Annotated in this window: 30 protein-coding genes; 10 read left to right on the forward strand and 20 right to left on the reverse strand. The window is 37.5% G+C overall.

Going from position 1 to position 22,064, the window contains the following annotated elements; all coding sequences use genetic code 11:
• Nucleotides 1–9: 9 nt before the first annotated feature.
• From tkt to ES948_RS04350, 6 genes are read right to left on the reverse strand one after another with little or no spacing between them, the layout of a single operon-like run.
• Nucleotides 10–1,929, reverse strand: a complete 1,920-nt coding sequence (gene tkt, locus ES948_RS04325) for a transketolase (protein WP_152183710.1) — start codon at nucleotides 1,927–1,929, stop codon at nucleotides 10–12.
• A gap of 9 nt (nucleotides 1,930–1,938) precedes the next feature.
• On the reverse strand, nucleotides 1,939–2,787 hold the full coding sequence (locus ES948_RS04330; RefSeq protein ID WP_152183711.1) for a polyprenyl synthetase family protein: 849 nt from the start codon (nucleotides 2,785–2,787) through the stop codon (nucleotides 1,939–1,941).
• 19 nt (nucleotides 2,788–2,806) lie between these two features.
• On the reverse strand, nucleotides 2,807–3,790 hold the full coding sequence (locus ES948_RS04335) for a DUF7488 domain-containing protein (RefSeq protein WP_152183712.1): 984 nt from the start codon (nucleotides 3,788–3,790) through the stop codon (nucleotides 2,807–2,809).
• The gene (locus tag ES948_RS04340; protein WP_152183713.1) at nucleotides 3,791–4,102 is read right to left on the reverse strand and encodes a YbaB/EbfC family nucleoid-associated protein; all 312 of its coding nucleotides are present in this window, start codon (nucleotides 4,100–4,102) and stop codon (nucleotides 3,791–3,793) included. It lies immediately after the preceding gene.
• Entirely contained in the window at nucleotides 4,102–4,467 is a 366-nt protein-coding gene (gene panD / locus ES948_RS04345; protein WP_152183714.1) for an aspartate 1-decarboxylase, read from the reverse strand. Before panD ends, ES948_RS04340 begins: the two co-directional genes overlap by 1 nt.
• A gap of 8 nt (nucleotides 4,468–4,475) precedes the next feature.
• Nucleotides 4,476–4,850 carry a (2Fe-2S) ferredoxin domain-containing protein gene (locus ES948_RS04350; RefSeq protein ID WP_152183715.1) on the reverse strand — a complete coding sequence of 125 codons (375 nt, stop codon included), beginning with the start codon at nucleotides 4,848–4,850 and terminating at the stop codon, nucleotides 4,476–4,478.
• 118 nt (nucleotides 4,851–4,968) lie between these two features.
• Between ES948_RS04350 and ES948_RS04355 the strand changes: the two genes are divergently transcribed.
• Complete coding sequence (locus ES948_RS04355; RefSeq protein ID WP_152183716.1) at nucleotides 4,969–5,517, forward strand: outer membrane protein; 549 nt, start codon at nucleotides 4,969–4,971, stop codon at nucleotides 5,515–5,517.
• Between the two features lie 21 nt (nucleotides 5,518–5,538).
• Here ES948_RS04355 and ES948_RS04360 read toward each other — a convergent pair whose 3' ends face one another.
• The 10 genes from ES948_RS04360 to rpmJ form a co-directional block, all read right to left on the reverse strand.
• Nucleotides 5,539–6,831 carry a UDP-N-acetylmuramoyl-L-alanyl-D-glutamate--2,6-diaminopimelate ligase gene (locus ES948_RS04360; RefSeq protein ID WP_152183717.1) on the reverse strand — a complete coding sequence of 431 codons (1,293 nt, stop codon included), beginning with the start codon at nucleotides 6,829–6,831 and terminating at the stop codon, nucleotides 5,539–5,541.
• Nucleotides 6,821–7,414 (reverse strand): hypothetical protein, encoded by a 594-nt coding sequence (locus tag ES948_RS04365; RefSeq protein WP_152183718.1) that lies wholly within the window; start codon nucleotides 7,412–7,414, stop codon nucleotides 6,821–6,823. The genes ES948_RS04360 and ES948_RS04365 overlap by 11 nt, the downstream gene beginning before the upstream one ends.
• 21 nt (nucleotides 7,415–7,435) lie before the next feature.
• Complete coding sequence (locus ES948_RS04370; RefSeq protein WP_152183719.1) at nucleotides 7,436–7,711, reverse strand: NifU family protein; 276 nt, start codon at nucleotides 7,709–7,711, stop codon at nucleotides 7,436–7,438.
• An 82-nt stretch (nucleotides 7,712–7,793) separates the two neighbouring features.
• On the reverse strand, nucleotides 7,794–9,011 hold the full coding sequence (locus tag ES948_RS04375) for an aldo/keto reductase (RefSeq protein ID WP_152183720.1): 1,218 nt from the start codon (nucleotides 9,009–9,011) through the stop codon (nucleotides 7,794–7,796).
• 106 nt (nucleotides 9,012–9,117) lie between these two features.
• Entirely contained in the window at nucleotides 9,118–9,468 is a 351-nt protein-coding gene (gene rplQ, locus ES948_RS04380) for a 50S ribosomal protein L17 (RefSeq protein ID WP_152183721.1), read from the reverse strand.
• A 27-nt stretch (nucleotides 9,469–9,495) separates the two neighbouring features.
• Entirely contained in the window at nucleotides 9,496–10,491 is a 996-nt protein-coding gene (locus ES948_RS04385) for a DNA-directed RNA polymerase subunit alpha (protein ID WP_152183722.1), read from the reverse strand.
• 26 nt (nucleotides 10,492–10,517) lie between these two features.
• The gene (gene rpsD, locus ES948_RS04390; RefSeq protein WP_152183723.1) at nucleotides 10,518–11,144 is read right to left on the reverse strand and encodes a 30S ribosomal protein S4; all 627 of its coding nucleotides are present in this window, start codon (nucleotides 11,142–11,144) and stop codon (nucleotides 10,518–10,520) included.
• Between the two features lie 11 nt (nucleotides 11,145–11,155).
• Nucleotides 11,156–11,548, reverse strand: coding sequence for a 30S ribosomal protein S11 (gene rpsK, locus ES948_RS04395; protein WP_152183724.1), 393 nt, complete (start codon nucleotides 11,546–11,548; stop codon nucleotides 11,156–11,158).
• 10 nt (nucleotides 11,549–11,558) lie between these two features.
• Nucleotides 11,559–11,921, reverse strand: a complete 363-nt coding sequence (gene rpsM / locus ES948_RS04400) for a 30S ribosomal protein S13 (RefSeq protein ID WP_152183725.1) — start codon at nucleotides 11,919–11,921, stop codon at nucleotides 11,559–11,561.
• A gap of 2 nt (nucleotides 11,922–11,923) precedes the next feature.
• On the reverse strand, nucleotides 11,924–12,037 hold the full coding sequence (rpmJ, locus tag ES948_RS04405; RefSeq protein WP_041675103.1) for a 50S ribosomal protein L36: 114 nt from the start codon (nucleotides 12,035–12,037) through the stop codon (nucleotides 11,924–11,926).
• A 280-nt stretch (nucleotides 12,038–12,317) separates the two neighbouring features.
• Here rpmJ and ES948_RS04410 point away from each other — a divergent pair, with 280 nt between their 5' ends.
• The 4 genes from ES948_RS04410 to ES948_RS10840 all read left to right on the forward strand — a co-directional run bounded on the left by ES948_RS04410 (nucleotide 12,318) and on the right by ES948_RS10840 (nucleotide 15,626).
• On the forward strand, nucleotides 12,318–14,468 hold the full coding sequence (locus tag ES948_RS04410; RefSeq protein ID WP_152183726.1) for a ribonucleoside triphosphate reductase: 2,151 nt from the start codon (nucleotides 12,318–12,320) through the stop codon (nucleotides 14,466–14,468).
• Nucleotides 14,469–14,546: 78 nt separating this feature from the next.
• Complete coding sequence (gene nrdD / locus ES948_RS04415; protein WP_152183727.1) at nucleotides 14,547–14,699, forward strand: anaerobic ribonucleoside-triphosphate reductase; 153 nt, start codon at nucleotides 14,547–14,549, stop codon at nucleotides 14,697–14,699.
• A complete protein-coding gene (locus ES948_RS04420) occupies nucleotides 14,662–15,363 on the forward strand; it encodes an anaerobic ribonucleoside-triphosphate reductase activating protein (RefSeq protein WP_152183728.1) in 702 nt (233 codons plus the stop codon). Before nrdD ends, ES948_RS04420 begins: the two co-directional genes overlap by 38 nt.
• 122 nt (nucleotides 15,364–15,485) lie before the next feature.
• Nucleotides 15,486–15,626, forward strand: coding sequence for a hypothetical protein (locus ES948_RS10840; protein WP_188109449.1), 141 nt, complete (start codon nucleotides 15,486–15,488; stop codon nucleotides 15,624–15,626).
• Nucleotides 15,627–15,635: 9 nt separating this feature from the next.
• Here the strand turns inward: ES948_RS10840 and ES948_RS04425 are convergent, their stop codons facing one another.
• The 4 genes from ES948_RS04425 to ES948_RS04440 form a co-directional block, all read right to left on the reverse strand.
• Nucleotides 15,636–16,316, reverse strand: a complete 681-nt coding sequence (locus tag ES948_RS04425) for a response regulator transcription factor (protein WP_152183729.1) — start codon at nucleotides 16,314–16,316, stop codon at nucleotides 15,636–15,638.
• Nucleotides 16,306–17,520 carry a PAS domain-containing sensor histidine kinase gene (locus tag ES948_RS04430; RefSeq protein WP_152183730.1) on the reverse strand — a complete coding sequence of 405 codons (1,215 nt, stop codon included), beginning with the start codon at nucleotides 17,518–17,520 and terminating at the stop codon, nucleotides 16,306–16,308. The genes ES948_RS04425 and ES948_RS04430 overlap by 11 nt, the downstream gene beginning before the upstream one ends.
• 285 nt (nucleotides 17,521–17,805) lie before the next feature.
• A complete protein-coding gene (locus ES948_RS04435) occupies nucleotides 17,806–18,150 on the reverse strand; it encodes a hypothetical protein (protein ID WP_152183731.1) in 345 nt (114 codons plus the stop codon).
• Between the two features lie 83 nt (nucleotides 18,151–18,233).
• On the reverse strand, nucleotides 18,234–18,542 hold the full coding sequence (locus tag ES948_RS04440; protein ID WP_152183732.1) for a hypothetical protein: 309 nt from the start codon (nucleotides 18,540–18,542) through the stop codon (nucleotides 18,234–18,236).
• A 34-nt stretch (nucleotides 18,543–18,576) separates the two neighbouring features.
• Between ES948_RS04440 and ES948_RS04445 the strand changes: the two genes are divergently transcribed.
• From ES948_RS04445 to ES948_RS04465, 5 genes are all read left to right on the forward strand, one after another.
• A complete protein-coding gene (locus ES948_RS04445) occupies nucleotides 18,577–19,260 on the forward strand; it encodes a Crp/Fnr family transcriptional regulator (protein WP_152183733.1) in 684 nt (227 codons plus the stop codon).
• Nucleotides 19,261–19,341: 81 nt separating this feature from the next.
• Nucleotides 19,342–19,779 carry an Hsp20/alpha crystallin family protein gene (locus ES948_RS04450; RefSeq protein ID WP_152183734.1) on the forward strand — a complete coding sequence of 146 codons (438 nt, stop codon included), beginning with the start codon at nucleotides 19,342–19,344 and terminating at the stop codon, nucleotides 19,777–19,779.
• A gap of 20 nt (nucleotides 19,780–19,799) precedes the next feature.
• On the forward strand, nucleotides 19,800–20,225 hold the full coding sequence (locus tag ES948_RS04455; protein WP_152183735.1) for an Hsp20/alpha crystallin family protein: 426 nt from the start codon (nucleotides 19,800–19,802) through the stop codon (nucleotides 20,223–20,225).
• Nucleotides 20,226–20,256: 31 nt separating this feature from the next.
• Complete coding sequence (locus ES948_RS04460) at nucleotides 20,257–20,751, forward strand: Hsp20/alpha crystallin family protein (protein ID WP_152183736.1); 495 nt, start codon at nucleotides 20,257–20,259, stop codon at nucleotides 20,749–20,751.
• Between the two features lie 25 nt (nucleotides 20,752–20,776).
• Complete coding sequence (locus tag ES948_RS04465; protein ID WP_152183737.1) at nucleotides 20,777–22,060, forward strand: SPL family radical SAM protein; 1,284 nt, start codon at nucleotides 20,777–20,779, stop codon at nucleotides 22,058–22,060.
• Nucleotides 22,061–22,064 lie beyond the last annotated feature (4 nt).

Here is a 22,064-nt window from a genome sequence, read left to right on the forward strand (position 1 = left end):
AGAGTTATTTTATATTTTTTGTGCTATTTTCTCAGCAGTAAAGCCAAATTTTTCAAAAAGTTGTGCCGCTGGAGCTGAAGCACCGAATGTATCCATCCCGATAACCTCATCAGCAAAACGGTACCACTCTAATCCACGAGCAGCTTCAATCGCTACTTTTTTCGTTTCAGCCTTAATGATAGAGTCGATGTAAGCCTTATCTTGCTCAATAAAGAGGTCATAACACGGTACAGAAACAACATTTACTTTTTTGCCTTTTGCATTTAAAACTTCTTTTGTTTTGAGTGCAAGTTCCACTTCACTTCCTGAAGCCATAAGAGTGATTTCTGCATTATCATCAGCGCTTAGAAGATATCCGCCACGGCTTGCCTCACCTGTAACAGCATCAGGTAAAACAGCCAAACCTTGACGTGAACAGACAAAAGCAGATGGAGATTTTTCCATTGTCAATGCTTTTTTCCAAGCCTCTACATTCTCACGTCCATCAGCCGGTCTCCATACATAGAAGTTAGGCAGTGCACGGAATTGTGAAAGATGCTCGATAGGCTGGTGTGTTGGTCCATCTTCACCAACACCGATAGAGTCGTGCGTCCAGATAAAGAACTGCTGAATACCCGTAAGTGCTGCAATACGTGCTGCAGGTTTAAGGTAATCTGAGAAGACAAAGAATGTCGAAGTAAATGGCATTAATGGCCCATAAAGTGCCATTGCATTGGCGATGGAAGCCATCGCATGCTCACGGATACCAAAGTAGATGTTTTTTCCTTTTGGAAATACACCCATATCATTTAAAAATGTTTTGTTCGATGGACTAAGGTCTGCTGAACCACCAATAAATGCAGGAATTGCTTTTGCAATAGCATTTAAAATCTTTCCATTTGTGTTTCTTGTCGCATCCGCTTTGTCAAATTCAGGCCACTGAATGCGTGAGAAGTCATGGTTAAGGAGTGCCTCTAAAGCTTCATTTTGCTCCATCAGCGGTGCAGTTTTAAGTGAGTGAATCCACTCACGCTCTGCCAAGTCCCCTGCTTCTATAGCACAACGGAAACGCGCCATTACATCTTCAGGCACAAAGAATTTTTTCTCAGGGTCAAATCCAGCTCCTCGTTTTGCATCAGCGATAACATCTTCACCAAGCGGTGCTCCATGTGAGTGATGGCTTCCTTCTAGTGGACCTGCACCTTTTGCGATGATAGTATTTGCGATGATAATTACAGGACGGTCAGCTTTTTTTGCCTGCGTGATAGTCGCATCAATCTCGTCATAATCATGTCCATTACACTCTAAAACTTCCCAGCCTTGAGATTCAAATCTGCCTCTGATATCTTCTGAAATTGAAAGGTCAGTATTTCCCTCAATAGTTATGCGGTTTGAGTCATAGATAAGAATGAGGTTATCAAGCTTATTGTGCCCTGCGATAGAACATGCTTCATAACTGATGCCCTCTTCCAAGTCACCATCCCCACAAAGACAATAAACGTGATGGTCAATGAGTTTTGCAGTCTCGCTGTTTACCTGTGCGCCCATAAATTTTGAAGCCATTGAAAAACCAACCGCATTTGCCACACCCTGACCAAGTGGTCCAGTTGTGATCTCAACACCTGCAGTATGTCCAAATTCCGGGTGTCCCGGTGTCAGTGAATCGAGCTGTCTGAAGTTTTTAAGATCTTCAATCTCTAAACCGTATCCCCAAAGATAGTAGAGTGAGTAGATAAGACCTGTTGCATGTCCACCTGAAAATACAAGTCTGTCACGATTTAACCATGATGGGTTTTTAGGATTGTGCTTTAAATGCTCACTTAAAACCACTGCAATATCTGCAAGTCCCATAGGTGCACCCGGGTGACCTGAATTTGCCTTTTGAACCATGTCCGCTGCTAAAAATCTTATACTGTTTGCCATCTTTTGACGCATTGCATTATCACTCATCATCTATCCTTAGTTTTTATGTCTATTAATGTACTTTGTAAGTATTGGTGAGAGCTCACGCTGTAGGCTCTCATCAAAACTCTGCATACTTTTTGTTAATTCATCTGCTAAAAGATTCGCCTCACGCAGAGCCTCATCTAAACCTAAAATCGTTACAAAAGAGTTCTTCTCTTCATCATTGTTTGTCAGTTTGCCTGCCTCTTCAGAGCTTTGTGTTACATCGAGTATGTCATCTTGAATCTGAAAAAGCAGACCAAGTTTTATACCAAAATCATAAAGCTCATCTGCTTCATTCTCACGCTCAACAATGAGTGCACCCATCTTCAATGCCGCAGCTATAAGCTTGGCAGTTTTGTTTGTATGGAGTGTTTTTATATCTTCAAGAGCCAAAGGCTTGTTCTCAAAATAACAGTCTATTGCCTGACCTAGTACCATACCGTTAAGACCACCGTTTTGTGCGAGCTCACGGATGAGATTTACTTTTATCTCATCTGAAAAAGGAGCATTGCTCAGCAGTTCAAAAGAGTAGGTATTAAGCGCATCACCAACGAGTATTGCCGTTACCTCATCATAAGTGACATGGAGTGTTGGATGTCCACGGCGCAGAGGTGAATCATCCATTGCCGGCAGATCATCATGGATAAGGGAGTAAGTATGCAACAGTTCTATTGCATATGCCGCATGATAGGCAGACTCAATCATCAGAGGATTATAGGCTTTGACAACGCCTAAAAGCAGTGCAGGACGAAAACGCTTTCCGCCAGCTTCGAGCATATTGTGCAGGGCACTCTCATAGGTCGGGTGAATACTCTTTGACTGTGGTAAATTATCTAATAAAAATTGCTCGAAGTTTTGCATGTGAAATTGTACTTTTTTTCTACTTAATATTTACAAAAAACTGGAAGCCGTTACGCTCAAAAAGTAAAGAAGAGTAGTCTTTGGCTTTTTGAAGATACTCACGCAACTCTTTTTGGCTTTTTATCTTCACACCGTTGATTTGAATGAGTCTGTCACCTTTTTTGATGCCATAGCCTTTGAACTTTTTCTCTATGCTTATCAGTCGGAGTGCTCTGTCAAAATAAAGCCCCCGTGATTCTAAAAATGTATCACTGAGTTCACCGCCACCATAGCGTTTTTTTGTTGTGACTATATAGGTAAGATATTGATTACCTCTTTTTACTTTTACTTTGTGTTTCACACCTCTTTTACTAAAAAGAATCATACGCATCAGTGTTGAGGCTGCTTTTACTTTTCTTCCATCAAAAACTACTATGCAGTCACCCACTTGAAAAGGATTGTGTTCAAAAAACGGATCACTTGCAGTGACAATAACAGAGCCTTTCTCGTTTTTCACACGAATACCAATATCACCATATTCACTCTTTTTTGCATCTATAAAATGTTTAAGATACTCTTTTTGGATGATGTCACGAGAAGTTACTACACCTTCGAGTGAACAGCAAGAACTCGTAAGCAGTGATGGAATCAGCAGTGGTTCACTGTAACGTGCCAAAGTGTTCAGTCCTATCTGATTTTCAATAAATTTTCCCTCACGTGAGCTTTTGTCTGTCACCATTGCAGTGCCTAGTTGCAAGCGCATATTGATATCAAAAGGGTATGCAAAAGGTTTTGGGTCCTCTATGAGATAAAGTGAGAGAAAAGGGTCATATTTTAAAATTTTTGCATCTGGTTTACTATGTGTATAAAGCAGTCTTGTACTTTTTTTAAGAGGGATTTGTAAAGTATTGTTTTGTATTGCGTGAGAATCTTTTACTTTTGCCACACAGGCAGCATAACCGCCTTTACAGGCGTATAGATTTATAAAAAGAAGAGAAGCAAGAACAAAGAGGCGAAAAAACACCTACTTTGCTCCACCAAACGAGCCCATACCACCTAGCATGCCAAGAGCACTTTGCTGTTGGTTTTGTTGAACCATCTTGTTTGCATCATTAATCGCACCGATAAGCAGAATCTGTAGAGACTCTTTATCACTTAAAAGTTCATCATCGATGTTTAAATCAATGACTTCACCGTTACCGTTAAGTGTAAGCTCTATCATACCACCGCCACTCTTAACAGAAAAAGTTTTGCTTGCAAGTTCATCTTTGAGCTTTTGGGCATTTTCTTCAAAGCCTTGCAGCATTTTACTTAAATCACCCATATCCCCAAACATTAGATACTCTCTAGAACTTCGTCAATGTTGTTCTCATCATTAAGTAAAACAACAGTCGGCTTGTATGTTTCAAGCTCTTTCTCATCATATGTAGCATAGGCAACAATGATGACTTTGTCACCTTTGTGAACTTTACGCGCAGCTGCTCCGTTAAGACAGATATCACGCTTTCCACGCTCACCAAGGATAATGTAAGTAGAAAATCTTTCACCATTGTTGATGTTAAGTATCTCTACTTTTTGTCCAACTCGCATCTTGGAAGCCTCTAAAAGCTCCTCATCTATCGTAATAGAGCCAACATAGTTCAAGTTGGCATCTGTCACAGTAGCTCGATGGATTTTGCTGTACAACATCTCTATTGTCATTATTTTTCCTACATTCCCATCTGTTTTTTCATATCAGCCGGGCTAATTGGCTCATCCCACATCTCAGAGTCAATTACAAACTCTTCAACAACGTTTCCGCCTAGGATATGCTCTTGTACTATTTTATCAATTTTTTCTTTAGTTAATCCTGCATACATTGTATGACCTGGCTCAACAAGCATAACTGGTCCCATTTGACAACGGTTCATACATGAAGTACGAATCGGTTGAACTGTACCCATGATTCCCTCTTGCATCAATTTTTGTGCAAGATATTGAAAAAGGTCTTGAGTTTGTGGTGTAACACATGATGGTTTTGGCATACCTGGAGGAGCTGACTGCTCACATTTGAAAATATAAAATGCCGGTTGTGGAATTCCCATAGAAATTATCCTTAAAATTTTTGTGCAATTATATCAAAAATATCAGCCTATTTTCTAACATCACTAAATAAGTTCATATTTTTAAGATATAATTTTGAAAAAATTTGGGACAACTATTTTGAAAAAAATTATACTGCTTTTACTGCTTATCACTTCACTGCTCAATGCCGAGTCAAAAATCTATTTTGGTGCCGGTTATGCATACAATAGTGAAACAATCACTTATGGTGAAGATGACTGGACGATTGACAATAATGCTGCACAGATTAAAGTAGGATATGGAGACAGAAAAGCCTATGCAGTTGAACTATCATTTGATTATGTAGACAATAATTCTCGTATCTTCGACTCCAACGATGGGAAAAAATATGGTTTTAATGTAGAGCTTTTAAAAGCATGGGACTTTGGTATCTATGTCAACCCTTACCTTAAAGCAGGATTTGGAGGAGGGTATCTTGAGACTCCTGCAGATCTACATAACGGTTCACTTACCTATGGTTCATTTAATTTAGGAGCTGGCTTTTTCATCCCAATCAGCGAGCATTTTGATCTAGAACTTGCATATGAGTATAAAAATATCTCCTATCAAAAGCTTGATCTTAACTCTACACTCACACCTTCATCACACTTAAATATTGGTTATGTCGGTATAAACTTTAGATTTTAATAATATTGACTTTTTGTATACTTAAATATTGAGAAGTTCTCTTACAACTTCCCTATCGTCAAAAGGTAATTTCTCATCATAAATAATTTGATAGTTCTCATCCCCTTTTCCAAGAATGACGACAACCTCATCGCCCTCTTGTTCATCAAGTGCCATCTCAATGGCCTTTTTACGATTGAGTTCTACAACAACATTGCTTCTGTCTTCGATACCCTCTAGTATATCTTCTACGATTACATCAGGGTCTTCATGACGAGGATTATCACTCGTAATATAGACTTTTTTTGCCAATGTTGCAGCTACTCGGCCCATAAGTGGACGTTTTAATCTGTCTCTATCTCCACCTGCACCAAATACAACTAGCAACTCTTTTTCTTTGAGCGCATTGAGAACCTGTTGCATACCATCTGGAGTATGTGCAAAGTCAACAATAACATTCGGTGCAGCACAGACTTGTTCCATTCTTCCACTTACACCGGCGAAGTTATCCACAACGTCCGCAACCTCTTCTAAACTTTTGTCCGTTATAAGGTGTGTTGCAGCTATGGCTGCCATCAAGTTGTAGAGATTAAAAAAACCATGCAGTGATGCCGTAAAAGGAACAATCTCTTGAAAATGTTGGATGATTCCACTGCTGCCGTCATTGAGTGAATATGCCATCAGTCTATAAGTAGCCGGATTTTCTATGCCATATGTATACGCATTTTTAATATTAAACGAGGCCTTCTCTTCATCTTTATTGATAAGTTTTTTGCTCTCATCTTGGAAAAAGGAGTTCTTGACAGAGATATATTCACCAAGTGTTTTATGATAATCAAGGTGGTCCTGTGTGATGTTTGTAAGGATTTTCAGCTCAAAATCAAGCCCTTCGATTCTCTTTTGAACGATTGCATGAGAGCTTACTTCCATAATAAAATACTCACATCCCGCTTCTACTGCCTGATAGATGTGTCTGTAAGTATTTAAAACCGAAGGCGTTGTAAGACTTTTGCCTTCAACAACTTCATCGTTCATAAAGAGACCACGAGTCCCTTGAAGAGCTGCTTTGTAGCCAAGGTCTAATAAAAAAGAGTATATCGCACTTGCTGTTGTTGTTTTTCCGTTGGTACCGGTAATACCGATGATTTTAATCTTATCGACTCCAAAGAGCTCTGCAATATCTGCTATTTTAATAATGGAATGTGCATTATGTGCTTTTGCATCATCTAAATATTTTTCATTTTGTGTTGTCAGAACAAAAGCTGTCTCGCTGTCACACTCCTGTGAATTCTCTGTTACATATTTATAAGCTTGATTTGGAAGTTCAATTTTCAATAGTTTTACCTTGAGCAAGTTTTTTTAAGAGTTTTGCCAAGAGTTTATCACTAGGGTAAATACTCAGTGCATTTTCCAAATAGGTTAGTGCCATCTCTGAAAAACCATGCTCAATCAATTTATCTAAAAAGTCTACAAAATCCTCTTTTTCAGTGATAATGACACGTGTAGAGAACATGATGTTTTCAAAAGTCTCTTTAAAGTCAGCTCCCTCGTCAAGCAGTTTTTTAAAATCACTGTATAAAATCCCATCTTCAAACTCTATACGCTCACGCAAGGGTTGATTAAAAGCTTCTGATAGTTTGTCAAGCGTACCGTCCATATTTTGCAATATCTCTTCCATGACTGCATCAGCTTCTTCTTTATCTTCTTCTTTTAATATCTCATAATAATCAAATAGTGCCTCCGCACCTGTTTCACCACTCATAGCCATTTCTGAAAGAATTACGCCATTATAGGCCTCTTTTGAATTTGGATAGTTTTGCAAAACTTCAGCGAATTTTTCCAACGCACTCTTATAGTCTGCTTTGGAAAAACTCTCTTTTGCTTGTGATAAAATTTTATATTTGCTTATTGTACTCATCTTCTTCTTTACTTTTAAAATTTATAAATTATCTATATCGTTTTCCATTCCAAATGGAACATTGACGACACAAAGTTCCGGGTGAATATCCATTCTTAACTGTCTCTCAACACCATACTTCAGTGTAGAACCACTACTTGCACATCCGATACATGCACCTTTTAACTGTACATATACATTGCCGTTCTTGACCGTTATAAAGTCGATGTCTCCGCCATCAAGAGCTAAAGACGGACGAACCTTGTCAATAACATGTTTCACTGGCTCCATAAGCTCTTCATCAGTAAATGGGATCATTTAATTTATCCTTTAAATTCTTGGGTATTATAATCATAAAATATGACAATATCGCTTAACAAGTGATAAAAAATATTTTTACCTAGCTTTTTAAAGCCATGACCTCTTGTACATAACTTGGCTTTCGCATACCAACTATTATACTCTCTATATCGTCAATTTCCAATAAAAAACGTAATGCACACTCCTGCATCTTCACTTCACACCCTTCAAAATACTTTTTAAGAGCTGTTTTTGTCATTTTTGACGACTCATAAGCTACCATATCTCTATACTCACGTAGGAATCTATCAATATACTCCAAAAGTACATCTAAAACCTCTTGGGGTATTTTCTCTATCGTCTTTTTAATGTGTGGCAGTATCTGTGAAACTAAAAAAGAGTCATACTCTCCGATAAAACCGAACTTGTGCTTATTCATATCCATCTGCTCTATCAGATTATAAAGAGGCCTGAGCTGTTCGTTATCGCAAATCTCTAAGAGCTCATTGAGCGTATGGTAGTAATCTTTTGATTCATCATACTCTGCCAAACGATACATTAACCCATCTTTTTGAGCATTAAGCGGTCTGTTTGAAAGAACTCTCAGTCCGTTTCTTTTTGCCCATGCAGCACATTTCAACCCTTCACGCTCCAAAAGATTTATCGGCAGCTCAACAGTTGTAAAACTGTGCTCAGCATTGCCCACTGCACGTGCCGCCTTTTGTGCAAGTGTAATTAAATCGTCATAAGGTAAAAACTCAGGGTCACTCTCAGCTTTTGCAAAAGAGTTTGAACTGATTCCATAGGAGTTTATTCTACCCTCTTTTACTTCCTCTTCTAAACCTACAAAGGCCTCATAGATTCTCTCAAACATTGTATCAAGCATTGCATCACGCGGCATCTCTTTTTTAAGTGCTTCGTAGATAAAATACTCAGGATTATGAATCAGATAACAATCAAGTGAATTGAGTTGCAGACGTTTTAAAGACTCCGTGAGTTCTCTTTGTAAAAAAGACTTTGCAATAGAGTGATAACAAGTCGGTGAATATTCCACGACATCTTCAAAAGGCGTCTCTTTATGTTGCGTGAGGTTTGAGCCTTGAATATAGCCAAACTTTGAGACTATCTTGATCTCATCTCGAATATCATCTTCAAATAAAGCCATTACTTTGGCAATAGCACGTTCTGCTCCGCCATCACTATAGTTTGTAGAGGTATCAATAAGCCTTACACCTGCTTCAATGGCCTCTTTTAATGCTTCAATATGTAGCAGATTTTCATCACTGACCCTATATGTTCCAAATGCGAAAGTACTCATAATATAGTCCTAGATTGTAAAGTATTTTAGAATGTGGAAAGTTTAGAGTCATAACTCTAAAGAAAGTAACTATCAAGGCAAAAGCCCTGATAAAGAAATTAGTCGATTATACTAGTTCGATAAATGCCATTGGTGTAGCATCACCACGACGAATACGAGTTTTAGTAATTCTAGTGTAACCACCAGTACGCTCAACATATTGTGGAGCGATTTCGTTTACTAATTTTTTTGTTGCTTCTTTGTTTTGAAGCGCAGCAAATACTGCTCTGTGAGCGTTAGAGTCACCCTTACCAGCAGTAGTGATTAACTTCTCAACGTAAGAGCGAAGCTCTTTAGCTTTTACAGCAGTAGTCTCAATTTTACCATGTTCAATTAACGAAATACTAAGGTTTGCTAAAAGTGCCTTACGGTGAGCACTTGTACGACCTAGTTTACGATATCCATGACGGTGTCTCATATCTTATTCCTCTTTAATTAGCGCTTCTTAAGAAGCTGCTTCAATTTTCTTTTTTAGTGCAGTTACTACATCATCTTCTAAATCAGCACCAACTGTAAAACCAAACTCTTGAACTTTTTCTACGATTTCATCGTAAGATTTTTTACCAAGATTTTTTACATTTTTGAGATCATTTGTACTCATAAGTACAATTTCACCAATTAGTTTAATATTTGAGCGATCAAGGCAGTTAAAACTACGAGCACTTAAACCAAGACTATCTATGTTAGTAGTTAGTTTTTTAAGGTCTGGTGACTCTTCAACTCTCTCAATAGTAGTTGGAGCTTTAATACTAATCTCTGAATTAAATACAGCTAATTGTGCATACATTACTTCCAAAGAGTTTCTAAATGCATCGATTGGAGAGATTTGACCATCAGTTTTGATGTTCATAACAACTCTTTCAAAGTTAGGGTTGTCCTCTACAAGTACATTCTCAATTTTATATGTAGCACTTCTTACCGGAGTGAAGTAAGCATCAAGTGCGATATATCCATCTTCTAACTCTTCATATGTATCTTCACTCGCAACATATCCGATACCTTGAGCAATTTTAATGCTAAAGTTCAGCGTTGAATCTTCATTTAATGTAGCAAGTGGAGCTTCTGGAGTTACCACTTCAACTTCATCATTTCTTAGATCAGCTCCAGTAATGTTACATGGACCTGCAAAGCTGTAGTTTATCTCTGCTTCTGTTGCATCGTTACCCAGTTTGAAACGAATCTCTTTAAGATTTAATATAAAATCAGAAATATCTTCAAGCATACCACGAACAGAGTCAAACTCATGTTTAGCACCCTCGATTTTAATAGCGATTGGTGCATAGCCAACTGAGCTACTTAATAGAAAACGGCGAAGTGGATGAGCTAAAGAGATAGCATAACCCGTCTCAAACGGATATGCCATAATGTTAGCTTCATTCTCACTAATTTGTTCTACCTCAAACTCTTGAGGAGCAAGTGGTGTAGTTTTAATCTTTTTCATCTCTTTTACGCCCTTTTTATTAATTATTATTTCGAGTAAAGCTCAACGATTAAACGTTCTTCAACTGGAATAACAACTTCTTCACGCTCTGGAAGACGAGTAAAGATACCAAATACTTTTTCAGCATCGATGTCAACCCATGGAGCAAGACCTGTTTGGTTTGTAAGTTCAATAGCACGTTGTACTTGATTGTTGTTTTTACTAGCTTCTTTCACTTCTATCTTTTGACCCGGTTTAACACGGTAAGAAGGAATATCTAGTTTTTTACCATCTACTAAGATGTGACCATGTGTTACAAGCTGACGAGCGAATCTACGAGTAGATGCGAATCCCATTCTGTAAACTACATTGTCAAGTCTCTGCTCGATAAGTGTAATAAGGTTTGTACCTGTATTTCCATCACGGCGTTTTGCTTCAACGAACAGTGCACGGAATTGTTTTTCAGAAATACCATACATGAATTTCGCTTTTTGTTTCTCATTAAGTTGTAAACCGTACTCAGAAACTTTTTTACGACGTTGACCATGTTGCCCTGGACCGTATGGACGCTTTTCTAAAGCAGATTTTCCTGCTAAACGACGCTCACCTTTTAAGTTAAGGCTTACTCCAAATCTTCTTTCGATTTTTTCTACTGGACCTCTATATCTTGCCATCAGTAATCTCCTTAAACTCTACGGCGCTTAGGTGCGCGACAACCGTTGTGTGGTAATGGTGTAACATCTTTCATGAATGTAACACGGATTCCTTCGATAGCACCAACAGATTTAACTGCTGTCTCACGTCCAGAACCAGGACCTTGTACTTTGATACCAAGCTCTTTGATACCATGTACTTTTGCTTTTTCTACTGCATCTTCAACTGCTGCTTGCGCCGCAAACGGAGTAGATTTTTTAGAACCTTTAAAACCAAGGCTACCAGCAGAACTCCAAGCAATCATATTTCCCATCTCATCAGTAATAGTTACTAATGTGTTGTTAAATGATGCTGCAATATGAACGATACCACGAGCGATATTTTTCTTTACTACTTTTTTTCTAACAGCTTTTCTTTTTGCCATGCTTTAATCCTTACGCTGCGCCGACAGTTTTACGTTTACCCTTACGAGTACGCGCATTTGTCTTAGTTTTTTGTCCACGAACCGGAAGACCACGACGGTGACGAAGACCACGGTAGTTTCCTAAATCCATTAATGCTTTAATGTCCATTGCAACTTTTTTACGTAAATCACCCTCAACCATATGGTTAGCACGGATTTCGTTTGTAATTGCAGCTACATCAGCCTCATTGAGTTCGAAAACTCTTTTGTTATAGTCAATACCTGTAGCGTCAAGAATTTGACGTGAAGTATGAAGACCAATACCATAGATATACGTTAAACCGTACTCTATTCTCTTTTTCTTAGGTAAATCAACACCAGAAATACGAGCCATGGTTATCCTTGTCTCTGTTTATGTTTAGGGTTCTTGCAGATTACTCTTACAATACCTCTTCTTTTAATAACTTTACAGTCATCACACATTTTCTTTACTGAAGCTCTTACTTTCATCGTAAGTCCTTGTCTTAGTTGTCTTTACTGTTTTTAGGCAAAGAATCTTTTATAATATTCGCTTGCCAATACTTCTAACTCTATACATAATATAAAGGTAGAAACACTCTTTTTCATTGTTAAAACAGCAAAGCGGATTGGGATTATAGCAAAACAAATGTAAAACTTTTATTAAGCTTATAATATTCTCTTTTCAAAATGACACAAAAGTGACAAAAATTATTATTGCCCCTTAACGCAACTTGCATTAAACTGCTGGTATCACTTTAGGAGTTAGCAAATGGTTGAGTACATTTTAAAACGCGATGGCACTTACAAGCAGTTTCTTTCATACAAGATAGAAGATGCTATAAAAAAAGCCTTTGATAGTGAAAATGTTTCGTATGACGAAACTATCTTTATCAACGTTTTGGAAAAACTCGACCATAAACGTGCTGTTGCAGTTGAAGACGTTCAGGATTTGATCGAGTATGAGCTGTATAAGGGTAGATATTTTGACGTAATGCGTTCCTTTATGATTTATCGTCATACGCATAAAATGCAGCGTGAAAACCTTTTGGATGATGACACTACCTACATCAACTCTACACAGACCATTGAGGAGTATATAAATGGAAGTGACTGGAGAATCAAAGCAAACTCAAACACAGGCTACTCCAATGCAGGACTTGTAAACAATACTGCGGGAAAAGTGATTGCAAATTATTGGCTAGATAAAATCTACTCGAAAGAAGAAGGGTATGCGCATAGAAATGGGGACTATCACATACATGACTTAGACTGCCTCACGGGATACTGTGCAGGCTGGAGTCTGAGAGTTCTTCTTGATGAGGGATTTAACGGTGTGAGAGGAAGAGTTGAGAGCAGTGCTCCAAAGCACTTTAGAGAAGCTCTTGGACAAATGGCAAATTTTTTAGGAATTTTGCAAAGCGAATGGGCAGGAGCACAGGCCTTTTCCTCTTTTGACACCTATTTAGCACCTTATCTATTTAAAGACCAGCTCTCATATAAGGAGGTAAAGAAAAGTATTCGTAGTTTCATATATAACCTTAACGTTCCTGCACGATGGGGACAATCACCTTTTACAAACATCACAATCGATTGGAATGTGCCTTCAGACCTGAAAGATCAGATTCCGACAAGTAAGCAGAGACATCTCTTTGAAGATATAGATGATGCCACACTAAGATTCAAAGCACAAGAGAGAGGCGCTAACTCTCTCACAGATATGACATACAAACATTTCCAAAAAGAGATGAATATGATAAACAAAGCTTACTATGAGGTTATGACAGAGGGGGATAAAACCGGCCAACCCTTTACATTTCCTATACCTACCGTCAATATCACTGAAGATTTTGACTGGTATGGTGAAAATACTGACCTGCTGTTCGAAAATACAGCAAAAATTGGTTCTTCTTATTTTCAAAATTTCATAGGAAGCCAATACAAACGTGATGAAAACGGTAACTTAGTAGAAAATGAAGAGGCATACAAACCCGGACATGTTCGCAGTATGTGCTGTAGACTACAACTAGATTTAAGAGAACTTCTTAAACGTGGTGGTGGTCTATTTGGCAGTGCGGAGATGACAGGAAGCATCGGTGTTGTTACACTTAATATGGCACGACTTGGCTTTTTGCACAAAGGTAATAAAGAGAGCCTTTACGCAAAACTCGATGAGTTGATGGAACATGCAAAATCCACGCTGGAGAAAAAACGTGTTTTTATCCAAGAGATGTATGACAGAGGGCTTTTTCCTTACACAAAACGTTATCTTCCGGGATTTAAAAACCACTTCTCAACCATTGGAGTCAATGGTATCAATGAGATGATAGTTAACTTTACAGATGGGCAAGAGAACATCACGACCATAAAAGGGATGGAGTTTGCCATAGAGATTTTAAATCATATGCGCTCACGCATGGTAGAGTTTCAAGAAGCAACCGGAAACCTTTACAATCTTGAAGCAACACCTGCAGAGGGGACAACCTACAGATTTGCCAAAGAGGATAAAAAACGTTTTGGTGAAAAAATCATTCAAGCAGGTATGGATGAGAACATTTATTATACTAACTCATCGCAAATCCCTGTTGATTATACAAGTGACCCTTTTGAAGCATTGGAACTTCAAGATGAACTTCAGACAAAATACACAGGCGGGACAGTACTGCATCTCTATATGCAAGAAAAGGTCAGCTCAACAGAGGCCTGTCGTAAACTTGTCAAAAATGTCATCTCAAACTTCAGACTGCCATATATTACCATTACACCGCTCTTCTCCGTCTGTCCAAAACACGGATACATTGCAGGAGAGCATGAGTACTGCCCAAAATGCGATGAAGAGCTTTTTGCAAAATATGCAAACATAGACCTAGAAGCAACAAAGTTGCGTGAGCCCCCTGCTGAAGGGAACCTAGCGTTAGCGTAGATGACAGGATTACTTCTGGCATCGTACAAAATAAATGAAAAGTAGCTTCATTTTATGAAATAAAATTAAGGAGATATCATGAGCAAAGAAGAAATATTGATGTTGCTTGAAAGCAAAAGACAAAAATGTATTGTTTATACCCGTGTGATGGGATACCATAGACCTGTTGAGAGCTTTAATATAGGAAAAACAGGTGAGCATAAACAAAGAGTGCAGTTTAGAGAACGATAAAGTCATCTATGACATAACAAAGTTCACGCATCTTGACTATCCAGACCATTTAGCTGCCATTATCTGGTTTAGCGGATGCAATATGCATTGTGACTACTGCTATAACAAAGAGATAGTCTTTGCAAAGAATGGCTCCATTACGATGCAAGAGGCTCTTGACTTTTTACAGACAAGAGTCTCGCTTTTAGATGGCGTTGTGCTCTCAGGTGGTGAAGCAACTGCTTATGATTTAGTAGAGTTTTGTCAAAAGATAAAAAAGATGGGCTTTACCATCAAACTAGATACTAATGGGACCTATTTTGACAACTTCAAAGAGCTTCTTGAGCTAAAACTTCTTGATTATGTTGCTCTTGATTATAAAGCACCAAAAGAAAAGTTCACCCAAATAACCCACTCACGCAAATATCATGAATTTTCCAAAACTCTTGATTTATTACTTGCATCAAATATAGACTTTGAAGTACGGACAACACTTCATGCAGACCTTTTAACTCCTGCAGATATCAACCTCATCATCAGTGACTTAGAACAGAGAGGCTATAGTAAAACATACTATATTCAAGAGTTTTTAGAAACAAAAGAGAACATTGCAGATATAGGCAAACCAGAGCTAGAATTTAATAAAAAAGCAATTAAAAGCAGACTGAATATCATCTGGAGATAAAAGTTTTATTTCTTGATATATATCAATATTTCTTTGGAAGAAATCGGTTATTATTCCGCTGAAACTTAAATCGGACAAATTTTGTCTTATTTAAAAAATCTAAACCTTTCAAGGATAAAACTATGACAAAAATTTTATTAGCATTAACTTTCGCATTCGTTGCAGCACAGGCTGAAAATATCGTTCACTATGATACAAAACCAGTAAAAAAGCCAGCTATTTCTAAACCGAATCATCCTGGTACTGATCTTTATACAAAATAATTTCTAATTTTAGGCTATCACTATCTGATAGCCTTCTGATTTTATATTTTTAATCAACTCTTTGGATGTTTTCGCTCGAAATCTTCGAATGAAGGTTCTGAGTCTGTCATCACTCACTTCATCTTCCCAAAGTGATTTTTTAATAATTGCATCACTGACAACATATATCTCTTTTTCATAATACTCCAAGAGTAATTCCAAAAACTGCTTCTCTTTTTTGCTCAGTGGCACATATCTGTTCTTTTTATAGAGTGTTTTTTTCGTTTTGTTGTAGATATATGCATCACGTAGCTCTATCTCACGCATACCAAAATGCTTTTCCAATGAGATAATGTACTCCAAAAGCTCATCGGGATCAAAGGGCTTGATGAGATACTTCACAACCCCAACATCGATGGCATTTAAAAGTTTCTCTGTCTCACTAAAAGCACTTAAGATGATGATGGGTACACTGCTCTCAATCGCTTTTATCTCTTTTGCCATCTCTAAACCACTCTTTTTAGGCATATTGATATCTGTAATAACAATATCAGGTGTTATTTTTTTAAAAAGTTCAAGCCCCTCTTGTCCATCATTTGCAACATAAAATTTAAAAAAATTATCACCAATAGCATTCTTTAAGAGTTTTGAGAGATTTGTTTCATCTTCAACAAGTAAAACACGCAGAGTCTTTAAAAACTTATTTTTCATTTTCACTCTCTAGCGGTATCTTGATAGTGAAGCGTGTTGTCCCTTTTTTAGAGCTCACATCCAAAGAGCCGTTAAACCCTTTTTCACATATCATCTTGGACATAAAGAGCCCCAGACCTGTTCCCTGTGAAGTGTGCTTTGTTGTAAAATAGGGCTCAAATATCTTATAACGCTCTTTTTCTTTGATACCTCCTGCATTATCCTCGACGATAATGAGAGCATTTCCATTCTCTTTAGAGACTTCGATTTTTATCTCACGAATAAGCACTCCGTTTTCTACAAAAGCATCTCGAGAGTTTTTCAGCAGATTTATTATAACTTGTGTAAACTCATTCGTAATACCCAAAACACTCACATCTTCATAACTTGTCTTTACTTGAATCATATCTTTTTTAAGAACCCTTTTTAAGATATGGAGTGCCTCTTCTATACTCTCACGCAGCATAAAGTGCTGTTTTCCTTTATCTGGCTTAAAGAAGTTGGAAAAGTCTTCTATTGTATTGGACATGTTTTTTATCAGTGCCTTACTTTCATCATAAAGCATCTCCACTTCACCAATATCTTGATTGAATGCTGCTTTTTTGAGAGAAAAGAGTGTTAAGTTAAGCTCTGTAAGCGGTTGTCTCCATTGATGGGCAATATTTGCGAGCATCTCACCCAAAGAGGCAAAACGTGATTGCCAGAACATCACCTTTTGCTTCTCTTCATTCTTTTTTATCTCCTCTTGAACACGCATCTCCAGGGTCTCATTCAACTCTTTTAACTCTTTTGTCTTTGCTTCTACTCTCTTTTCAAGATCGATATTGAGAACTTCAAGTTCTCTCTCTTTTTTCTCCAAAGAGTGCTTGTAAAATATCTCTTGTGTTACATCATAACGAATGGCGATAAACTCTTCAATCTCGCCTTTTTCATTTAAAATAGGGATTACTGTAGTATTTACATAAAAAGTGGAACCATTTTTTGCCCTGTTTTTTACAGTGCTTTTGTAGATCTTTTTGGCTTTGATCGTCTGCCAAAGGAGTTTGAACTTCGAAGCGGGGACATCGGGGTGTCTTACGATATTGTGGTTTTTACCAAGAAGCTCCTCTTTTGAATAGCCCGAAATTTTGCAAAACTCATCATTGACAAAAGTGATGATGCCGTTCACATCGGTTTTAGATACAATATTACTGTTTTCTATAGCCTCTTGATACTGTTGTAACATAAGTACCTTCCCATAAATAACCCCAACTTCAGCAAAAAAGCAAATAGCTCTAGTGCTAGGCAGATTTCTGCAGGACTAACAAGTTAATCCAAAGGAATCTAACGACACAATAGGGCTATTTGCTTTTTGCCCGAAGGGAAGTTTAAAAAGAAGGCTATTGCTTCGTTAAAAACACTTGAAGCTACTAGTAGCTCCTACGTATTTTTGCCTCACATTAGTCCTCTTTTTAAGCTTCTGAAATTGAGGTTATTTATGGGAAGGTACTTAAAATTAATTTTACCCAAATTAATCCCAAATTATGCTTACTCCGTACTCTTGGTTAAGGATTGCAGTTTTTGTATAGTTAATCTTTTTACCATACTTTTTACTGACCAGCTCAACTTCAAGCTCTCCTTCACTCAAAAGAGAGCGTACCTCCTTGTAAGAAAGCCACTTTCCATAACGTGAGAGTGTATTTTGCCATATTCTAAAGTCACAAGTTGCATCCTGCGTGAGCTCATACATCTCACCATCCTCACTCATCCAGTGCGCATTCGAGCAGGCATAGAATTTTACCTTCTTCCCTCGTACTTCTTTGTCACGTACCTCTATCAAGCCATCTTCACAGTAAGGACACTTTCCTAAAGTCATATCACCTTCCTACCATTCAAAATAATTCAAATAGTAGTGTAAAAAACTTCACTCACTAAAAAATCTTACAATTTGCAATAAATTTAGCTTGCTTCAAAAATGCTTTTTGATTTAAAATAGAGTACTCCCATATAAAGTACACTAAAACCAAACTGTGCGAAATCATCGCCTTTGGAAAAGTAATAGTAATCGATAAAAAGAAGAATAATCATCAGAAGTAGAGTAAGTACTGAAAGTATCAAAGTCATAAAAGCAAAGGTCTCATCAAAGAAGTATAAAAAGACTATCAAAAATCCTAAAACAGCAGGAATATAATGTGAAGTTGTGAACCAGTACAAAGCAGCACAGATAAGAACCAAAAAATTTAAAAAGAGTTTCTCCCCGTCCCACATATCCTTACTCCTCGACTTATGTTACAATTATAGCATGCAAAACAATCCAAAACAATTAGACCTGCTTAACAACACAACACAAACTTTTGAAAATGAGTTTTATAAATATGCAAAACCTTTAGAGTTTGAAAAAGGTGCCTCTCCATTTTTCCCTGATGATTTGATGGAGTATTTTTACATCGTTGTTGATGGCAGAATAAAAACCTATCAAATTAATTTTGAGACCAACAAAGAACAGACCATTTTCATCTATAAACGCGGAGATATGTTTGATATTATCACTCTGCTTGACAACAAACCACATGATGTTATCTATGAGGTGTTAGAAGATTGTAAAGTACTACAGTTGCCAATTAAGAGGGTTCGTTACTGGCTTGAGAACGACCACACCTTCAATAAAAAGTTTTTCCCTTATCTTGCTGCTCAAATGCGCCATACTGAAGAGTTGGCAACCGACTTATCACTTTATGATACAAAAGACAGACTTATTAATCTGCTTGTGGACAATCTCAATCCAAACAAACGTTTTAAATACAATCTCCTACATAATCTCTCCAACTCAGAGATTGCAAAACTTCTAGGAACTGTGCGTCATGTCGTTGAGCGTACACTCAAACAGCTTAAAGCTGATAAGCTCATCGAAACCAGCCGACGCAACATCAAAATCACAAATTTTAAAAAACTGCAAGAAAAAGCCTCCCAAATGCTACTTAAGTAGCAAAACTCCTTTATAAAATATTTTATTATTTCACTAGATTTAGTCCAAGAGACTAAGAGATACAATTTTAAGGAGTATATCATGGTAGTAACAAGATATAGAAGTCCATACCAAACAACAAGAGAAAGATTTGATCTATTTAATGAATTTTTTAAACAATTTGAAGAACAAGAATCAAATGAAGTTTTTGATTTTACTCCGGCAGTAAATACACGTGAAGGTGATGATGCCTACTACATCGATGTTGACCTGCCAGGGGTAAAAAAAGAGGATGTTGAGATCAGTGTTGATAAAAATGTTCTCACTATCAAAGGTAAGCGTGAAACACGCGAAGAGGTAAAAGAGGAAGATTACTACAGAGTTGAGAGCTCTTATGGTACATTCTCAAGAAGCTTCACACTGCCGGAGAAAGTCGATGTAGAAAAGATTGAGGCAAAAAGTGAAGATGGTGTGCTTGAGATTATCATTCCAAAACTCAAAGTCGTTAAAGAGAGTACGAAAAAAATCGAGATTAAATAATAAATTTTAGGAGGTGCTTTATGGATATCGTAAAAACATCAAAAGAGATCGCTGAAAAAGTCGAAGATAAAGTAGAAAAAGGTTTAGAGCTTGTAAAAGATACATTTAACAATGTAGCTTCACATCTGCCTCTGGCAAACCTGGCAAAACATGATAATGACACCTTTACAATAGAGGTTGATTTACCAGGTGTTAAAAAAGAAGATATAGAATTGAAAATAGAAGATGACTACCTCACTGTAACAGCTCTTAGACGTTACAAAAATGAGGTCAAAGAAGATGACTACTATCTTTGTGAGTCAAACTTCGGTGTCATCTCACGCAGCTTTGTTCTCTCTGACAACATTGACAGAGATAAAATCGAAGCAAAGTTTGAAGATGGAAGACTCTATCTTACATTAGAGAAAGTCGAGTCTAAAAAGACAAAAAGTATCAGCATCAAATAAAAGGTGCTGATACTGCTAACAAGGAAAAACCATGAAAAAACTTTTAACTTCATTACTCGCAGCTTCACTTCTTGGCGGTGCAGTTAGTGCAGCAACAAATACAACAAACCCTTATGATGCGGATTTTGCGAAGATGAACCAATATTTCAATTCACTCATTGAGTCTCATCTCAACGCTGCAGCACTTAACAATATCAACTATCCAAGAACGAACATTCAAGATACAAAAGATAAAATTATCATCGAATTTGACTTGGCAGGGGTTAAAAAAGAAAATATCAAACTCTCCATCAATGATGAGAAAATTTTGACACTTGAAGGTGAGAGGAAAGAGACAAAAGAGACAAAGTCCAAAGATTTTGTCAAAAAAGAGATATTTTACGGAAGTTTTAAGAAGATGATTCAACTGCCGGAAAATATCAATGAAGATAAACTTGCAACTGAGTTTAAAAATGGTATTTTAACCATTAGCATTCCAAAAACTGAGATAAAAAAACCAAAAGCGAAAATAATTCCTATCAAATAAGTAAACTTTTCGCTAGAATTCGCTTATGAATTCCTATGAAGATAAATTTAACAGAGCTGTTGTTAATACATTTTACTCTAAACTCCCAAAAGATGAACAAAAGTTCATAAGGGAGTTGGCCTTTTCCTATAAATTTTCCCATCAAGAGCTCCTTCAAGTCATCAATATTGCACGTGATTTAGAGATGTGGGATGAACAACGCATCTATGAAATTTTTCCTGACCATCCTACAAAAAAAATAGCACTTAAAAAGCTGCGTGAGGCTTATGAGACTATTCGCAACACTCCCAACTCTTATGAGAACTTTGAGCTTAAGAACATTCCAAAAGAACAGAAGTACACTTTCAAAACAGAAGCCAAAGATGGCTTCGGCCTTGGTCTCTGCCCGGTTGCAAGTGAGAAGACACGCTGTTGTAATCTTTTAACACTTGATGCTGTTGAATCATGCGGCTTTGACTGTTCTTACTGCTCCATTCAGAGCTTTTACAATCAAAACACTATCACCTTTGACTCTGGTTTCAAAGAGAAACTCTTAAATTTAGAGCTTGACCCAAATAAAACCTACCATATAGGTACTGGGCAGGCTTCAGATTCACTGATGTTTGGAAATCGTGAAGGAGTGCTTGAAGCACTTCTGGAGTTCGCACAAAAAAATCCTAATGTTATTTTGGAGTTTAAAACAAAATCGGACAATATCAAGTATCTGCTTGAAAATGATGTTCCAAAAAATATTCTCTGTACCTGGAGTCTCAACACACCTACTATCATCCAGAATGAAGAACACCTCACGGCTTCCCTTGACAAACGCATCGCAGCTGCAAGAAAAATGGCAGACAAGGGTGTAAAAGTCGGCTTTCACTTTCACCCAATAGTCGAGTATAAGGGTTATCTTGACGAATATCAAAAAATATATGAAAAACTTATACTAGAATTTCATCCATCAGAGGTAGCGCTTGTCAGTTTTGGAACATTGACATTTATCAAGCCTGTTATCAAACAGTTGCGGGAGCGGGAGTTTCGAAGTAAGATCACACAGATTCCCCATGAGGATGCAAGTGGAAAAACATCCTATCCGGAAAAAACAAAGATAGAGATGTTCAAACATGCCTATGAAAGCTTCAAACCATGGCACCCCAAGGGCACTTCCTACGGGGCGCATACAGAGGACAAAGTCTTTTTCTATCTCTGCATGGAGCCTCACGAGCTTTGGAGTAAAACTTTTGGCTATCAATACGCTACAAACAATGACTTTGAGCATGCTATGCTTGGTGCATACTGCAAAAAAATAGGTCAAGATTATCTCATGTAGGAAG

It is taken from the genome of Sulfurimonas indica (genome assembly GCF_009192995.1).
Taxonomy (GTDB): domain Bacteria; phylum Campylobacterota; class Campylobacteria; order Campylobacterales; family Sulfurimonadaceae; genus Sulfurimonas; species Sulfurimonas indica.

What these genes read in the sequence shown, in the direction of transcription:
- tkt (WP_152183710.1), bottom strand. Translation starts at nt 1,929, where the DNA reads ATGAGTGATAATGCAATGCGTCAAAAGATGGCAAACAGTATAAGATTT.
- ES948_RS04330 (WP_152183711.1), bottom strand. Translation starts at nt 2,787, where the DNA reads ATGCAAAACTTCGAGCAATTTTTATTAGATAATTTACCACAGTCAAAG.
- ES948_RS04340 (WP_152183713.1), bottom strand. Translation starts at nt 4,102, where the DNA reads ATGTTTGGGGATATGGGTGATTTAAGTAAAATGCTGCAAGGCTTTGAA.
- panD (WP_152183714.1), bottom strand. Translation starts at nt 4,467, where the DNA reads ATGACAATAGAGATGTTGTACAGCAAAATCCATCGAGCTACTGTGACA.
- ES948_RS04350 (WP_152183715.1), bottom strand. Translation starts at nt 4,850, where the DNA reads ATGGGAATTCCACAACCGGCATTTTATATTTTCAAATGTGAGCAGTCA.
- ES948_RS04365 (WP_152183718.1), bottom strand. Translation starts at nt 7,414, where the DNA reads ATGAGTACAATAAGCAAATATAAAATTTTATCACAAGCAAAAGAGAGT.
- ES948_RS04370 (WP_152183719.1), bottom strand. Translation starts at nt 7,711, where the DNA reads ATGATCCCATTTACTGATGAAGAGCTTATGGAGCCAGTGAAACATGTT.
- ES948_RS04375 (WP_152183720.1), bottom strand. Translation starts at nt 9,011, where the DNA reads ATGAGTACTTTCGCATTTGGAACATATAGGGTCAGTGATGAAAATCTG.
- rplQ (WP_152183721.1), bottom strand. Translation starts at nt 9,468, where the DNA reads ATGAGACACCGTCATGGATATCGTAAACTAGGTCGTACAAGTGCTCAC.
- ES948_RS04385 (WP_152183722.1), bottom strand. Translation starts at nt 10,491, where the DNA reads ATGAAAAAGATTAAAACTACACCACTTGCTCCTCAAGAGTTTGAGGTA.
- rpsD (WP_152183723.1), bottom strand. Translation starts at nt 11,144, where the DNA reads ATGGCAAGATATAGAGGTCCAGTAGAAAAAATCGAAAGAAGATTTGGA.
- rpsK (WP_152183724.1), bottom strand. Translation starts at nt 11,548, where the DNA reads ATGGCAAAAAGAAAAGCTGTTAGAAAAAAAGTAGTAAAGAAAAATATC.
- rpsM (WP_152183725.1), bottom strand. Translation starts at nt 11,921, where the DNA reads ATGGCTCGTATTTCTGGTGTTGATTTACCTAAGAAAAAGAGAATAGAG.
- rpmJ (WP_041675103.1), bottom strand. Translation starts at nt 12,037, where the DNA reads ATGAAAGTAAGAGCTTCAGTAAAGAAAATGTGTGATGACTGTAAAGTT.
- ES948_RS04410 (WP_152183726.1), top strand. Translation starts at nt 12,318, where the DNA reads ATGGTTGAGTACATTTTAAAACGCGATGGCACTTACAAGCAGTTTCTT.
- nrdD (WP_152183727.1), top strand. Translation starts at nt 14,547, where the DNA reads ATGAGCAAAGAAGAAATATTGATGTTGCTTGAAAGCAAAAGACAAAAA.
- ES948_RS10840 (WP_188109449.1), top strand. Translation starts at nt 15,486, where the DNA reads ATGACAAAAATTTTATTAGCATTAACTTTCGCATTCGTTGCAGCACAG.
- ES948_RS04425 (WP_152183729.1), bottom strand. Translation starts at nt 16,316, where the DNA reads ATGAAAAATAAGTTTTTAAAGACTCTGCGTGTTTTACTTGTTGAAGAT.
- ES948_RS04430 (WP_152183730.1), bottom strand. Translation starts at nt 17,520, where the DNA reads ATGTTACAACAGTATCAAGAGGCTATAGAAAACAGTAATATTGTATCT.
- ES948_RS04435 (WP_152183731.1), bottom strand. Translation starts at nt 18,150, where the DNA reads ATGACTTTAGGAAAGTGTCCTTACTGTGAAGATGGCTTGATAGAGGTA.
- ES948_RS04440 (WP_152183732.1), bottom strand. Translation starts at nt 18,542, where the DNA reads ATGTGGGACGGGGAGAAACTCTTTTTAAATTTTTTGGTTCTTATCTGT.
- ES948_RS04445 (WP_152183733.1), top strand. Translation starts at nt 18,577, where the DNA reads ATGCAAAACAATCCAAAACAATTAGACCTGCTTAACAACACAACACAA.
- ES948_RS04450 (WP_152183734.1), top strand. Translation starts at nt 19,342, where the DNA reads ATGGTAGTAACAAGATATAGAAGTCCATACCAAACAACAAGAGAAAGA.
- ES948_RS04455 (WP_152183735.1), top strand. Translation starts at nt 19,800, where the DNA reads ATGGATATCGTAAAAACATCAAAAGAGATCGCTGAAAAAGTCGAAGAT.
- ES948_RS04460 (WP_152183736.1), top strand. Translation starts at nt 20,257, where the DNA reads ATGAAAAAACTTTTAACTTCATTACTCGCAGCTTCACTTCTTGGCGGT.
- ES948_RS04465 (WP_152183737.1), top strand. Translation starts at nt 20,777, where the DNA reads ATGAATTCCTATGAAGATAAATTTAACAGAGCTGTTGTTAATACATTT.